This window comes from Mycolicibacterium moriokaense (assembly GCF_010726085.1).
Lineage (GTDB): Bacteria > Actinomycetota > Actinomycetes > Mycobacteriales > Mycobacteriaceae > Mycobacterium > Mycobacterium moriokaense.
This window is the reverse complement of the sequence record NZ_AP022560.1, coordinates 2823707-2837256: the sequence shown is the minus strand read 5'-3', so window position 1 is coordinate 2837256 and position 13550 is coordinate 2823707. Positions and strand designations below refer to the sequence as shown.

Below are 13550 nucleotides of genomic sequence, written 5' to 3'. Positions count from 1 at the left end.
GATAACTACTTGAGTTTCCTTACACGCGCGTTTAGACGCGATCCACCACCCTCCGAACCTGAAACACGGAATTGGTCGATTGCTGACCCGCAGTTGGTCACCCTCTTTGGCGGTGCGCCTTCACTGTCGGGCGTCAGCGTCAACGACCGCACCGCGATGGGGTTATCAGCCGTCTACCGCTGCGTCTCACTGATCAGCGGCTCGATAGCCTCACTACCGCTACGGACTGTGGTGACCGACGCCAACGGCATCACCCAGCGCACCACGTCGTGGTTAGACGATCCGGCTGGCCCTGACGGGGTTACCGGCTTCGAGTGGGTCGAATACCTGATGGTGTCGCTGCTGCTTTGGGGGAACGCCTATTTTCTGAAAATCGTTGGCGCCGCTGGGCAACTGCTCGGCCTACAACCGATTCCCCCGCAAAGCGTCGGCGTGGAAGTGAAGAACGGCCGCAAGCTGTACCGCGTCCAACTCGACACTGGGCAGTCGCGCGAACTCACCGACCGCGACATCGTCCACATTCCCGGCATCTCGCTCGACGGCGTTGTAGGCGTTTCACCGCTGGCCATCGCGAAGAACTCCCTTGGCGCTGCCATCGCGCAAGAACGCAGCGCCACACGGCTGTTCGCCAACGGCCTGTTGTCGTCGGCCATCGTCACCCCAGAGGACACGCTGACCGAGGACGAGTCAGCAGAGGTCAAAGACGCCCTGTCCCGTAAAGCGGCGGGCGAAGGGCACGCGGGCGAAATCACCGTGATCAATCGCAAGCTGAAGGTCACGCCGTGGTCGATTGATCCCGAGGCGGCACAGTTTCTGGAAAGCCGCGCTTTCAGCGTGGACGAAGTGTCCCGATGGTTTGGTATCCCGCCCCACCTGTTAGGGCAGACCGAGAAGCAAACGAGCTTCGGCGCAGGGCTTTCCGAGCAGAACCGAGGCTACGCCAAATACACGCTAGAGCCGTGGACCAGACGCATCGAGGCACGACTGACGCGCCTACTTGGTCCAAACCGTAAGGCGGAATTTGATTTCCGCTCGCTGATCTCTCCCGATCCCGAGACCGAGATTCGTCTGCTTATTGAGCAGACCGGCAAGCAGGCGATCCTCACCGTGGACGAAGCACGCGCCATCTTGAACCGCGCCCCGCTGCCGAAGACGCAACCACAAGAACAGGAACCCGCCAATGTCTAACATCGAACGCCGGTTCGTGGGTCTGGAATCCACGATCACCGGCAACAAGCTCGGCGGGTATGCCGCCGTGTATGGACAGCGGGCCAATATTGGCGGCTACTACTTTGAGTCGCTGGCGCCAACGGCATTCCGTTCGGTGCTGGCCTCGCCAGAGCTAGACGTGCGCGGCCTGTTCAACCACAACCCAGACAAGCTGCTGGCCCGTACGACCAACAACAGCCTGCGTCTGTCTACCGATTCGCACGGACTGCAATTCGAGATGGACCTTAACGACGACATTCCCGCCGCTGTGGAGGTCCGCGCTCTGGTCGAAGCCGGCCTGATCACTGGCTGTTCGTTCGGATTTATTGCGGGCGAACAGGAATGGTCAACCCATGAGGGCAGAGACCTTCGTACCCATATCGCAGTGGAACGCCTATTGGATGTCTCCGTTGTGACCTATCCCGCGTATCAGGGCACTTCGGTGTCCCTACGCAGTAAGCCCGCGACCGAATCGATCGACGGTCGTACCCAACAGATTCTGGCACGCGCCAGGGTCGCCCTTTCGCGAAAGGCAATTGATTGAAGACTATTGAAGAACTGTTGACCGAACAGCGGACCCTTGTGGACAGCGCCGAGGGTCGCAACTTCACCGATGAAGAGGCCCAGCGGTACGAGGCACTGGAAGCCGAATTGAAGGCTACTCAGCGTTCGGAGGAAATCCGCAAGCGCCAGGCCGCCTACGAGGCCCCCAACGGCACTATTCAGGCTGCGGTGCACGTCGCCCCGGCCAAGTCCGACGACACGCTAGAGCGCGCGTTTGATCATTACGTTCGCACCGGAAAAGAGAACGCCGACCTGCAAGAGCTCCGCGCCCAGAGCGTCGGCACCCCATCGGCTGGCGGCTATACGGTCCCCGAGACGTTCCTGAACAAACTCATCGACGTTCGCAAGACGTTCGGCGGCATTCAGTCCGTGGCAGAGGTTTTGGAAACCGAGACAGGTGAGCCGATCCGCTACCCGACGCTCAACGACACCGCCAACACCGGTGTGCAGGTTGACGAACTCACCGCTCCAAACAGTGGTGGCGCTGACCTTGTCTTTGGCGAGGTCACCCTCGGTGCGTATCGTTTCGTCGCCCCCGGCGCGAGCAACAACCCGTTGCGGGTGTCGCGCGAACTGTTGCAGGACAGCGCCATTGATATTCAGGCGTTGATCGCCCGCAAGTTGGGTGAGCGCATCGAGCGTAAGTTGGCTGCGGAGTTCGCCACTGGCGTAGGCACCACGGCACCGTTGGGCATCATCACCGGCGGCACGGCGCTGACGAACACCACGCTGACCTACGACAAGTTGGTGGACGCCTCACATTCGGTGGACGCCGCCTATCGCCAGGGCGCGGTGTGGATCATCTCCGATACCACCCTTGCCGCCATTGAGAAGCTCAAGGACTTGGACGACCGTCCACTGCTGAATGCTCACAACGACGGCATCGCCGTGGCGCGCACCAACCGCACCCTGCTGGGCTATCCCGTGGTGGTGGACAACGCCATTGCGAATTACGCCGCGACGGGCTCAGTGAAATGGGGAGTGTTCGGGAATGTCATGGAAGGCATGGTTATTCGCCGTGTTCGCGGTGCTGAACTGATCGCGAACCCCTACACCGCCGCCAACGATGGCGCGGTTGAGTTCACCCTGCATGTGCGCGCCGATGCCACGGTGCAGAACACCGCAGCGTTCCGCGTCCTGCAGGCGCCCGCTTCCTAATGGCGTGGCAGCCCGCTTACTGCGCGGCTGCTGACTTGGCCGGTTGGCTCGGTGTCCCAAACGAGGGCACCGAGCTGGCCTTGGCCTGCGAATCAGCAAGCCGCGCAATCGACAAGGCGTGCAACCGTCAGTTTGGCCTAGTGAGTAGCCCCGAAGCTCGTTGGTACACAGCCGAATGGTATCGGGATCGGTGGCTCATCACGATTGACGACCTGATGACAATCACAGGTCTGGTGGTCGAACTGGAGAACGGCGACGACATCACAGAGTACAAGCTGACCCCGATCAACGCCGCCCCCACTGGACGGCCGTGGACCCGTATAGAGGTCTCCCCGTCATCTGCGGTGCAGCCCAACGGAACACCGCACGGCGTCAAAGTGACCGCCAAGTACGGCTGGACAGCTGTGCCGAACGCGATCAAACAAGCCACGTTGATTCAGGGGGCACGGTTCTACGACCGCCGCGAGAACGTCGGCGGCATGCTGACCAAACAGCACGTGGATGATGTCGAATACGGCTGGGCCGCAAACGCCGGCCAAGAGCTTGATTCCGATGTAGCCCTGAGCCTTTCGGGTTATCGACGGCTATGGGCAGCAGCGTAACCCTGTCGGTTCTCGTCCCGACTGTGCCGCAACGCTCAGAGTTGGCGCGGGACCTGCTGTCGAGTTTGTGGCAGCAGGCCCCGACCAACGTCGAAATACTTGCACTGTGCGACAACCAACGCCGAAGCATCGGCCGCAAACGCAACGACATGCTCGCCATGGCACAGGGTGACTACGTGGCGTTCGTGGACGACGACGACACTGTTACCGAGGACTACGTTGAGAGCCTGCTCGGCGGGATCATGCACGGCGTGGACGTGGTGACATTCGACGTAGAGGTCACGCTGAACGGCGGGAAGCCCTTCCTCGCGCGGTATTCCAAGGACTACCCCGAGAGCAGCAACCTTGATGGACTGTGGGAACGACTGCCCAACCATCTGATGTGTGTTCGGCGTGAGTTGGCGTTACAAACCGGCTTTCCCGATGTGGGAGTCGGCGAGGACGCCGACTACGCCAAGCGATTACGTCCACTGCTGAGAAGCGAACACTGTCTCGGGAGAGTGCTTTACCACTACCGATATTCGGATGCCGTGACACTCACGCAGGTTTGATCTTTGCCTCTTGCGCCTGTCGCTGCGCTGTCGCAGTGACTTCGATATTTGGAATTAGCACGAACCCAGCAAGTCTCCCTGTTGGCTCGCGATCCTGCGGCAGCGGCATCACTACATGCCGAATTGCCAATAGCCGGTCTAGCTCCCGGCTGAAACTGCTTACGGCCGGTTGTTTTTCGTAGAAGCGGGGACTGACATCGATCCACATCTTCGGGAAGCGGATGCGCTGTCCAGATGGTGTGATCAAGAACTCGATGTAGAGTCGACTGTTAAACCATTGATCGTCGTTCAACTCTAGGATCACCGCACGACAGTTATCGCGGTTGAGGTTCTGACGGTACTTCTTTTCCTCTGCGGCAACCCCAGTGATCACGGCGCAAATGAGTGTCGGCTCGGTAATCTTGTTAAGGGGGGTGTGCCGACTGTCCCGAATGGTGGCACGACCGGACCCCCCAGCGGTCGCGTGCCGCTGCCCTGATCGGTGATACGAGTGCTTGATGTTGACCCGAGGCAGCGTGTCCCAGTCGTCAGGGGCTTTGAGCGTGACGGTGCGTCCACCCGATTCATCGGCGTTGGCAAACGTGGACTCGTGGTCAATTGTGCCCGCTGGCAATCCCCAATACAGGTCGTGCGACGGCGTTAGCTTGAACCACGCCAGGTAGACGTATTCGTCAGTGCCCATACGGTTTAGATAGACGCGCTGCTTCATGCAGTTGACGCGATGGACCTCACCACTCACGGGTTACTCCAATCCCGACGGCTACTCGCGGTAGTCGCGCTCCGCCCACGCGGTGTTCCATTGATGCACTAGTTGCACCCGATCAATCGGCATGTCGGGCGGGGCGTGGTTGAAACCCTTGGCTAGGTGTTCACCGAGGGCCTGGTAGGTCACCGCAAGCCGCTCGGCCAAGACTCGCACGCTCCTTCTCAGGTCATCTGCCTCCAACCCTGCGGTGTTGTGTAGAACCGCTTCCCGCAGGATGGAGTAGTCGACCCCTTCCCAATCTCCCTTACCGGGCTCCTGGTAGGCGAACACGGCCGCGCGCGCGATATTGCGCCCAGCCTCGATGCCCGCATCAGGTTCAGCGGTCATCCCTTCCCCTATCGAAGTGAGTTCCCGAATTCGATGGCCGCACGAATGTCCTCAAGCACTTTGCGGATTGCGGTGAGTTGTTGAACGACGTTCGCAATATCGCCTTTCGTCGCTGGCTGCTCAGGCGTGTTGCGGACAAGCCGCCTGTGGGAGCTTGGGGGCGTCTGGCCAACCCCTACCATGTCATTGCGTTCAAACATTCTGGTCGTCCCTTATCTCGGTGGCGCACAGTTGCGCCCTCATCTACCACGCTGACACAAGGGTCCGACATATTGCGTGCGACACGCCCGAGCGCCAAGGTTGACACTCTTTTGGCCAGCGATGGGTGATAATGCGCGCCCTCAACGATCCCGACGACGCAAATGGCGAGTCCAGTACATGTCGGCACCGTATCGACGCACACCGACACAAGTTGGTGCGCACATTTGTCGGAGAGGCACGAAACAATCAACACCATGACAACTTGCGAACCTTGCGCGCTCCGCGAAGCCGGGGACACCGCGCAAGCAGAAACCTACGAATCAATCCGGCAGCAGCGTCTGCTGCTGTCGTTCCTCAATGACGCGGGTGATTCTGTCGCCATGATCGCCAGCGAGTTGCGCGGCTGCCACGACTGTATGGGGCGCATCGCCGCGAGCTACCTGACGATGACGGCGGAGTCGTTGTGCGCGATGTTCGGCCGCGAGAACGCGATAGCGGCGGTGCAGAAGGGTCTACTTGAAGACCTTGACGGCTAATTCAGCCCCACAATTTCATCAGCAGCGGCCAGCAGATCGCGCGCCATCTGTCGCGCGGTTGGCGCATCGAGTTCCCCGCCCACCCCGCGCAGATCGGGAATGATCCCCCGGCCGATGGTGCCGTCGAGCTTCTGCCAACCGACGATTTCGACAGGCACACGGTCGCCGCGTGTGGTGCCGTAGAAGGTCCGACGAATATCGTCGGGACCATCGGCTACCTCCCAGTCGCCGACGCTGACCGCATCGGGCGGTGCTGGCCACAGGTCTGGGAATCCGGCAGGACACCTGTCCGTAGGGTGCCAGCCAAGCCGGCCACAGATGGCGCACTTCTCTAGTCGTGTGGTCATTTGCCCTATCTCCTAACTCGTTGGGTGCCGAGATGAGGAGATTCGCCGTGTCGGCAAGTTCGGATAGCACGAGAGATAGCACGCGGTTTGTTTCGCTAGGCTAGAAATAGCCCTTGACCTGCGTAAAACCTTGCTCCCCCGGCTGGACTCGAACCAGCAACCCTTCGGTTAACAGCCGAATGCTCTGCCAATTGAGCTACAGGGGACGGCTCGCCCGCGATGCCGCTAGTGCGCGGGCCGAGGCATGACTTTAGCGCACCCGGCGCTCGCGCCGCCAATACGCCGCCGCCCAGCGCGCACTCAGGCGAGTGAGGCAGGATAGAGAGGTACTACACCGTCGTTCGGGAGGGGCCTTGTGATCCGGTATCTCGCCGTATTGGCCGTCGGCTACGTATTGGGCACGAAGGCAGGTCGGCGCCGATATGAACAGATCGCGGGAACCTACAAGGCCGTCACCGAGAGTCCGGCGGCCAAAGCCGTGATCGACGCAGGGCGCCGCAAGATTGCCGACCGGGTATCACCGGATCCGCCGATGGTCACACTCACCGAGATCGACCGCGGGACGACCGTGATCGGGCCGGAGTCCGAGAAAGCCGCGCCGAAGGGGCGGGTGCGTTAGCCGATCCCCCGGTTGACGGTTGTACCGGGGAACAACGGGCCGGTATTGACTCCGATGCCACCGTTCTCGCCGAAGGCACCGACGGCCGGCGTACCCACGTTGACGCCGTTGCCCTGGGAATAGCCCAGGCACCTGCCGGTCTCCTGGTTGCCGAACCACGCCAGGCAGCCTGGGGGAAGTGCGACGGCATCAGAACTATCAGTCGTGGCCAGCGCCGATGCGGCGAACGGCGCCGCGACCGCGGCCACCGCGAACGCGCCAGCGGCAATGAACTTGGTCGCCCGGTTCTTGGTCGTCTTCACGAGTGTGCCTTTCTCACCGTTCCCCGACGGTTGATCGCGGCCATACCCTATCGCGTTACCCGGCTTCACGCAGTGAGGTCGTCGCCGCTGGCCTGTTCCAGCAGGCTGCGGCGATAGGCCTCCATGGCGACCAGATCCCCGAACAGGGCGTGGTACTCGTCGCCCTGCTCCACCGGCGACATCCGCTGCAGTTTCGACTTGACCTCGGCGATCTGCCGTCCGACCCACACTTCCTGCAACCGGGCCAGCACCCCGGCGATGTAGCGCGGCAGCTTTTCATCGTCATCGACATTGATGGCTTCCACGCCGAGCTCGTTGACCAGCCCGGCGGCGGCCTCCGACGCCGCCTGCCCACGCACAGCGTCGATCCACTGCGCGCCCGAGTGCCCCGCGGCCGCGCCGCCCGCCGCGCTGATCGCGGCTCGCACCGCGGCGTAGCCGGGATGGGTGAAGCTCTCGACGGTCAATGAGTCGAACACCGGGCCGGCCAGCGCGGGGTATTGCAGTGCGGATTTCAGCGCTTCGCGCTGGGGCCACAGCGTCGGATCGGCGGGATCGGGGCGTTCGACAGCAGGTGCAGTGCGGCGGGGGGCGGCTGCTTCGGTCGGGGCGCGACGTCGTCCGCTGCGCTCGGGCATGCCGCGCTTCTGCGCCTCCTCGCGCACCCGGCCGATCACCTGGTTGACCTCGTCCCAGCCGACCCACCCGGCCAGCCGGCGCGCGTATTCGTCGCGCAGCATGCTGTCCTTGATTCGCGCGACCATCGGCACACACTGTCGCAGCGCGTTCACCCGGCCTTCGGCGCTGTCGAGATCGTGTTCGGCAAGCGCTGTGCGAACGGCGAACTCGAACAGCGGCGTGCGCCGGGCCACCAGGTCGCGCAGCGCCCCGTCGCCCGCCTTGAGCCGCAGATCGCACGGGTCCATCCCGTCGTCAGCGACGGCTACGAACGACTGCCCGGCGAGGTTCTGTTCACCCTCGAACGCCTTGACCGCCGCGGCACGTCCCGCCGCATCGCCGTCGAAGACGTAGATCAGCTCACCGCGAAAGAAGTTGTCGTCCATCATGAGTCGGCGCAGCATCGCCAGGTGCTCGTCACCGAATGCGGTGCCGCAGGAGGCGACGGCGGTGGTCACCCCGGCGAGGTGCATCGCCATCACGTCGGTGTAGCCCTCGACGACGACCGCCTGATGTCCCTTCGCGATGTCACGCTTGGCCAGGTCGAGGCCGAACAGCACCGACGACTTCTTGTAGAGCACGGTCTCCGGGGTGTTGACGTATTTCGCTTCCATCGGGTCGTCGTCGAAGATGCGTCGCGCCCCGAAGCCGATGACCTCCCCGCCCGCCGCCCGGATGGGCCACAGCAGCCGACGGTGGAAACGGTCCATGGGGCCGCGTCGGCCCTCCCGCGACAGACCCGCGGCCTCCAGCTCCTTGAACTCAAAACCCTTGCGCATCAAGTGCTTTGTCAGCGTCTCCCACCCCGACGGGGCGAATCCGCATCCGAATCTCGCTGCGGCCTCGGCGTCGAAGTTGCGCTCCAGTAGGTACGCGCGGGCGGGAGCTGCTTCGTCCGACTGCAGCGCTTCGGCATAGAACTCCTGGGCGGCGGCGTTCGCGGCGAGCAGCCTGCTGCGGCTGCCGCGGTCGCGCTGCACGTTCGCCGTCGAGCCACCGGTGTAGGTGACGGTGTAGCCCACCCGGTCGGCCAGCAGTTCGACGGCCTCGACGAAGCTGACGTGCTCGATCTTCTGAACGAAGGCGTAGACGTCGCCGCCCTCGCCGCAACCGAAGCAGTGGAAGTGGCCGTGGTTGGGTCGCACATGAAACGACGGCGACTTCTCGTCGTGAAACGGGCAAAGCCCCTTCAGCGAGTCTGCGCCCGCCCGGCGCAGCTGCACGTAGTCACCGACGACGTCCTCGATGCGTACGCGTTCACGAATGGCCGCGATGTCTCGATCGGGGATGCGGCCGGCCACCGGGTCAGTCTAGAGCGCCCGCGGCGGCGCCCGGTCACCCTCAAGCCGGTTCCAGTCGCTCCAATCGTCCCTCGGTGAACGAGGCGACCTGGTCGATGACGACCCGCAACCGGGCGCCGTCGGTGTCGGCGGCGTTGAACGCCGGGGCGAAGACCGGATCCAGCGTCGCGGGTGCGCCCGCGAGCGTCCACTCCACGACGCGGTGGACGCGGTCGCGCTGCCGCGCCTGGAGTTCCAGATGTCGCGGATCGGACATGATGAACTGCAGCGCCAGGATCTTCAGCACCGCCACCTCGGCCCGAACCAGATCGGGCACATGAAGCTCGGACTGGTACCGCACCAGCGGGCCCGCCCCAGCGACCGCCCTGGTCGCGGCGATCGCCGCGGACGCGAACCTGCCGACCAGCTCGCTGGTCAAGCGCTTGAGCGCGACGGACGCGGCGAGGGTGGCGTCGTACTTGCCGACGGCGGCGACGACGGGCAGGTTCGACAGCCGGTTCGCGGCGGCCACCAGATCGTCGGCGCGCAGTCCGGCACCCATCCCGCTCGATTCGCCGAGGCGGCCCAACTCGGCGGCCGCGTCGTCGTCGGCCAGCACCCGCATGTCGATCCGGCCCGAGACGACGCCGTCCTCGACGTCGTGCACCGAGTAGGCGACGTCGTCGGCCCAGTCCATGACCTGCGCCTCCAGGCAGGGCCGCCCGTCTGGCGTACCGGACCGCACCCAGTCGGCGGCCACGGCGTCGTCCTCGTAGAAGCCGAACTTGCCTTGCTGCCCGATCCGGCGCCACGGGTACTTGGTCACCGCGTCGAGCGCGGCCCGGGTGAGGTTCAGTCCGGCGCTACGACCTTGGGCATCAAGGACTTTGGGCTCCAATCGGGTCAGGATGCGGAAGTTCTGCGCGTTGCCCTCGAAGCCACCGCACTCGGCGGCGATCTCGTTGAGCGCCCGTTCACCGTTGTGGCCGTACGGCGGGTGGCCGATGTCGTGTGCCAAGCCGGCCAGGTCGACCAGGTCGGGATCGCAGCCCAGGCCGATGGCCATCCCCCGGCCGATCTGGGCGACCTCCAGCGAATGCGTCAGCCTCGTGCGGGGCACGTCGCCCTGCCGGGGACCGACCACCTGGGTCTTGTCGGCCAGCCGTCGCAGCGCGGCGCTGTGCAGCACCCTTGCCCGGTCGCGGGCGAAATCCGTGCGATGTTCGGTGTCGGTGCCCGGCAGCGCAGCAGTCTTCTGCGGTTCGACCACCAAGCGTTCGCGGTCGAACTCTCCGTAGGATCCCTGATTCGCTGCCACCGCCGCACAGTCTGCCAGTACTAGATTGGCGGGCATGCGCATCGCCCGCTTGTTCAGCGTCGTGTTCGCAACACTGGTCGCCGGTCTCGTGCTGGCCCCGGCCACGACCGCCGAACCACCGTTCCGGGTGCCCGACTACGTCACCGACCGGGCGGGCGTGCTTTCGCCGAGCGAGCGGACGCAAGTCGAGAACGCGATCGACGAGCTTTACACCGCCAACCGCACCCGACTGTGGGTGGTGTACGTCGACAGCTTCGGCCAGGGCGCGGTCGGCTGGGCGCGAACCACGATGCAGATCAGCGACTTCGGCGACCGTGACGCGTTGTTGGCGGTCGCCACCCGCGAACGCGCATACGCGTTCCAGGTGCCCTCGGATGTCATGAGTCAGTCGAAGGCGGCGGCCCTGCAGCGTGACACCATCGAACCCGCGCTGCGCCAGCGCGATTGGGCGGGGGCGGCGATCGCCGCGGCCCAGGGCCTGCAGGAGCCGCCCTCGTCGGGCTCCGGTATCACGTGGTTCGGCCTGCTGGTCGCGCTCGCGATCTTCGGCCTGATCATCGTGGGGTTGTGGCTGTGGTCGCGGCGCCGTCGCCGTAAGAGACGCGAAGCCGAGTTCGCCGCGGCCCGGCGGGTGGACCCCACCGACCCTCACGCGTTGGCGGCCGTCTCGATCGAGGCGCTCGACGACCTGTCCAAGATGATGGTGGTCGACGTCGACAACGCGGTGCGGACCAGCGAGAGCGAATTGGCCCTGGCGGTGGAGGAATTCGGCGCCGCGCAGACCGAACCGTTCAGCAGGGCGGTCGCGAATGCGAAGACGACGCTGGCGCAGGCGTTCAACGTGCGCCAGATTCTCGACGACGCCATCCCCGAGACACCACGGCAGCGCCGCGACCTGCTCACCCGCGTGGTCGTCGCCGCCGCCAAGGCCGACCGCGAACTGGAGGCGCAGTCGGAGGCCTTCGAGCAGCTGCGCGATCTCGTCATCAACGCGCCCACCCGACTGGACGCCCTGACCCAGCAGATGGTCGACCTCACCGCGCGGCTTGGCCCATCGGAGGAGGCGCTGAAGGCTCTGCACGACCAATTCGACCCTGCCGCACTGACTTCCATCGCCGACAACGTGAAGACCGCCAGGGAGCGGCTGGACTTCGCCGACAAGAACATCACCACCGCGCGCAACTGCGTCGCCAGGCCGGTCGGCCAGCAGATGGGCCTGGTCGATGCGATCCGCGCCGCGGAATCGTCTCTGGGGCAGGCCCGTTCGCTGCTGGACGCGGTCGACAGCGCGGGCGCCGACATCAATCGCGCCGCCGCGGCGCTGCCCGCGGCTATCGACGACATCAAGAACGGTGTCAGCCAGGCCGACGAGCAGCTGCAGCAGGGCAAGATCTCGCTGCAGGACGAACTCAGGGCGGCTCGCGATCAGGCGGCGGCTGCGATCGCCGATGCCGAGAAGAACGGCAGCACCGACCCGCTCGGCACGTTCACCCGGCTGACCAAGGCCGACGCCGAACTGGATCGGCTACTCGCCAGCGCGACGGAGGAACGCCAGACGCAGGAACGCCTCACGCGCGCGTATGACCAGGCGCTGTTCTCCGCGCAGTCGCGCGTGCGTGGCGTCTCGGACTTCATCGACACCCGCCGCGGCAGCATCGGGCCCGAGGCGCGCACCAGGCTCGCCGAGGCGGTCCGTCAGCTGCAGGCCGCGCAGGACAAGCGGGCGACCAATCTGAGCGAGGCGATCGCACACGCCAACGGCGCCGATATGTTGGCCGCGCAGGCGCAGTCGCTGGCCAGCCAGGACGTCGCGGCCGCGCAGCGGACCTATACGTCAGGCTGGGGCGGCGGCGGCAGCGGGTCAGACATGGGTGGCGTCATCGGCGGCATCATCATCGGCAACATCCTCAGCGGTGCGCTGCGCGGCGGGGTCGGCGGCTTCGGCGGTGGGCTCGGGATGGGCCGGTCGACGTCGTTCGGCGGGTCGTCGCATTCGTCGGGACGCAGCTACAGCGGGGGCGGCGGCCGCTTTTAGCCGCTCTTTGCCTTTGCCGCGAGCGTGCGTGTCTGCGGGCGACACACCGTGCAATTCTCGGAGTTCACGCACGCTCACGCCGCCAGCGAGCGTCCCAACTGAACCTCGATGCGGCGCAACATATCTTGGGGCTGATGCCGAACGTCGTCGAACACGACGGATATGACTGACCAACCGATTTCCTGTAGCGCTGCCCGCTTCTGTCGATCTCGGCGAAACTTCTCTGGATCACTGTGGAAGTCGAACCCGTCGTACTCGACGGCGACCTTGCCTCCGGGCCACGCGAAGTCGACGCGCCACCGACGACCGTTGCGATCTATGATCGCGTATTGCAGTTCGTCTGGCGGCAGTCCACCGTCGATCATCACCAGTCGCGTTTCGCTTTCCATCGGCGACTCGGCCTCCGCCCTTGCCAACGGGATCAACTCGCGCACCGCGACGATCCCGCGTCGACCCGATTGCTGCACCGCGGCCGCCCACAACTCGCTAGCAGTGCAGGTTCTGCTGCGCAGAGCCGCGTCGAGCGTGGCCAGCGCCCGAGGCCGCCGCAGCGATCGGGCCACCTCAACGGCGGTCCAGGCCGGCGCCGTCGCCAGACGGCCGTCGATTTCGATCAGCGGTGCGCCCTCGCGACGATGCACGAACAGTCCGTCGCAGTGGCGTAGCTGATGGTGATCAGGATTCAAGACGTGCAGATCGACGACGTCTTCGGTGTCGAATCCGTATGCAGCTGCTGCGGTGCCCAGACACATTGCGACTGGCTCACCAGCCCGAAGATCGACACCCCGCAGTCTGATCAGCGTGTCCGGTTCCTCGCGGCTATAGACGCCCGGCCACACCTTCATCAGTTCTCCAGTGGCGATTTTGGTGTCGAGCTGTCTGCGGCTCAGCACCGCCAATAGTTGGCCGCTGGTGGCCACGTCGCCTTGGGTGTCGAAGAGCGCGGTCAAGTCGTCGGTCATGTCGACGATCGTCAGACTGACGTCGCTCGCGATGTGGGCGACGAATCAAAGTTGTGGATGGGTTGCCGGTTGGGGATAACCAGCGCGGCGTGAGC

General features: G+C 64.6%; 15 protein-coding genes and 1 tRNA gene. 8 read left to right on the top strand and 8 right to left on the bottom strand.

The genetic code is table 11. The annotated features are described in order from the left end of the window. The first annotated feature begins 9 nt into the window (after window positions 1-9). Genes G6N43_RS13805 through G6N43_RS13785 form a run of 5 tightly spaced genes read left to right on the top strand, consistent with a single transcriptional unit; the run spans window position 10 to window position 4084 of the window. Window positions 10-1188 (top strand): phage portal protein, encoded by a 1179-nt coding sequence (locus G6N43_RS13805; protein WP_083155548.1) that lies wholly within the window; start codon window positions 10-12, stop codon window positions 1186-1188. After that, window positions 1181-1753, top strand: coding sequence for an HK97 family phage prohead protease (locus tag G6N43_RS13800; RefSeq protein ID WP_083155544.1), 573 nt, complete (start codon window positions 1181-1183; stop codon window positions 1751-1753). The genes G6N43_RS13805 and G6N43_RS13800 overlap by 8 nt, the downstream gene beginning before the upstream one ends. Continuing rightward, entirely contained in the window at window positions 1750-2931 is a 1182-nt protein-coding gene (locus tag G6N43_RS13795) for a phage major capsid protein (RefSeq protein ID WP_083155542.1), read from the top strand. The genes G6N43_RS13800 and G6N43_RS13795 overlap by 4 nt, the downstream gene beginning before the upstream one ends. Beyond that, entirely contained in the window at window positions 2931-3533 is a 603-nt protein-coding gene (locus tag G6N43_RS13790) for a hypothetical protein (protein WP_207569324.1), read from the top strand. The genes G6N43_RS13795 and G6N43_RS13790 overlap by 1 nt, the downstream gene beginning before the upstream one ends. 23 nt (window positions 3534-3556) lie before the next feature. Next, entirely contained in the window at window positions 3557-4084 is a 528-nt protein-coding gene (locus G6N43_RS13785; RefSeq protein WP_163658090.1) for a glycosyltransferase, read from the top strand. On the opposite strand, the gene G6N43_RS13780 is transcribed toward G6N43_RS13785, so the two are convergent. Together G6N43_RS13780 and G6N43_RS13775 are read right to left on the bottom strand one after the other, a co-directional pair. Beyond that, window positions 4071-4823 (bottom strand): hypothetical protein, encoded by a 753-nt coding sequence (locus tag G6N43_RS13780; RefSeq protein WP_133056569.1) that lies wholly within the window; start codon window positions 4821-4823, stop codon window positions 4071-4073. The two genes, G6N43_RS13785 and G6N43_RS13780, sit on opposite strands and share 14 nt — an antisense overlap. A gap of 21 nt (window positions 4824-4844) precedes the next feature. Further along, on the bottom strand, window positions 4845-5177 hold the full coding sequence (locus G6N43_RS13775) for a hypothetical protein (protein ID WP_083155530.1): 333 nt from the start codon (window positions 5175-5177) through the stop codon (window positions 4845-4847). Between the two features lie 455 nt (window positions 5178-5632). On the opposite strand from G6N43_RS13775, the gene G6N43_RS13770 reads away from it, so the two are divergent. Then, window positions 5633-5914, top strand: a complete 282-nt coding sequence (locus G6N43_RS13770) for a hypothetical protein (RefSeq protein WP_133056568.1) — start codon at window positions 5633-5635, stop codon at window positions 5912-5914. On the opposite strand, the gene G6N43_RS13765 is transcribed toward G6N43_RS13770, so the two are convergent. Both G6N43_RS13765 and G6N43_RS13760 read right to left on the bottom strand, forming a co-directional pair. After that, entirely contained in the window at window positions 5911-6261 is a 351-nt protein-coding gene (locus G6N43_RS13765; RefSeq protein WP_133056567.1) for a hypothetical protein, read from the bottom strand. The two genes, G6N43_RS13770 and G6N43_RS13765, sit on opposite strands and share 4 nt — an antisense overlap. Before the next feature lie 133 nt (window positions 6262-6394). Then, a tRNA-Asn gene (locus G6N43_RS13760) sits at window positions 6395-6467 on the bottom strand. A gap of 149 nt (window positions 6468-6616) precedes the next feature. Between G6N43_RS13760 and G6N43_RS13755 the strand changes: the two genes are divergently transcribed. Further along, the gene (locus G6N43_RS13755; protein ID WP_083155522.1) at window positions 6617-6880 is read left to right on the top strand and encodes a hypothetical protein; all 264 of its coding nucleotides are present in this window, start codon (window positions 6617-6619) and stop codon (window positions 6878-6880) included. On the opposite strand, the gene G6N43_RS13750 is transcribed toward G6N43_RS13755, so the two are convergent. The 3 genes from G6N43_RS13750 to G6N43_RS13740 all read right to left on the bottom strand — a co-directional run bounded on the left by G6N43_RS13750 (window position 6877) and on the right by G6N43_RS13740 (window position 10494). Further along, window positions 6877-7182, bottom strand: coding sequence for a DUF7155 family protein (locus tag G6N43_RS13750; protein WP_083155519.1), 306 nt, complete (start codon window positions 7180-7182; stop codon window positions 6877-6879). The genes G6N43_RS13755 and G6N43_RS13750 overlap by 4 nt on opposite strands. Window positions 7183-7247: 65 nt before the next feature. Next, window positions 7248-9161 (bottom strand): DNA primase, encoded by a 1914-nt coding sequence (dnaG, locus tag G6N43_RS13745; protein ID WP_083155517.1) that lies wholly within the window; start codon window positions 9159-9161, stop codon window positions 7248-7250. Window positions 9162-9201: 40 nt separating this feature from the next. Then, entirely contained in the window at window positions 9202-10494 is a 1293-nt protein-coding gene (locus G6N43_RS13740; RefSeq protein WP_234810195.1) for a deoxyguanosinetriphosphate triphosphohydrolase, read from the bottom strand. On the opposite strand from G6N43_RS13740, the gene G6N43_RS13735 reads away from it, so the two are divergent. Further along, window positions 10493-12493, top strand: a complete 2001-nt coding sequence (locus G6N43_RS13735; protein WP_083155744.1) for a TPM domain-containing protein — start codon at window positions 10493-10495, stop codon at window positions 12491-12493. The two genes, G6N43_RS13740 and G6N43_RS13735, sit on opposite strands and share 2 nt — an antisense overlap. Window positions 12494-12567: 74 nt before the next feature. On the opposite strand, the gene G6N43_RS13730 is transcribed toward G6N43_RS13735, so the two are convergent. Beyond that, complete coding sequence (locus G6N43_RS13730) at window positions 12568-13455, bottom strand: type IV toxin-antitoxin system AbiEi family antitoxin (RefSeq protein ID WP_083155515.1); 888 nt, start codon at window positions 13453-13455, stop codon at window positions 12568-12570. Between the last annotated feature and the right edge of the window lie 95 nt (window positions 13456-13550).

Excerpts from the sequence above, each read along its gene's own strand:
- G6N43_RS13800 (WP_083155544.1), top strand. The coding sequence starts at position 1,181 with ATGTCTAACATCGAACGCCGGTTCGTGGGTCTGGAATCCACGATCACC.
- G6N43_RS13790 (WP_207569324.1), top strand. The coding sequence starts at position 2,931 with ATGGCGTGGCAGCCCGCTTACTGCGCGGCTGCTGACTTGGCCGGTTGG.
- G6N43_RS13775 (WP_083155530.1), bottom strand. The coding sequence starts at position 5,177 with ATGACCGCTGAACCTGATGCGGGCATCGAGGCTGGGCGCAATATCGCG.
- G6N43_RS13770 (WP_133056568.1), top strand. The coding sequence starts at position 5,633 with ATGACAACTTGCGAACCTTGCGCGCTCCGCGAAGCCGGGGACACCGCG.
- G6N43_RS13765 (WP_133056567.1), bottom strand. The coding sequence starts at position 6,261 with ATGACCACACGACTAGAGAAGTGCGCCATCTGTGGCCGGCTTGGCTGG.
- G6N43_RS13735 (WP_083155744.1), top strand. The coding sequence starts at position 10,493 with ATGCGCATCGCCCGCTTGTTCAGCGTCGTGTTCGCAACACTGGTCGCC.
- G6N43_RS13740 (WP_234810195.1), bottom strand. The coding sequence starts at position 10,494 with ATGCCCGCCAATCTAGTACTGGCAGACTGTGCGGCGGTGGCAGCGAAT.
- G6N43_RS13730 (WP_083155515.1), bottom strand. The coding sequence starts at position 13,455 with ATGACCGACGACTTGACCGCGCTCTTCGACACCCAAGGCGACGTGGCC.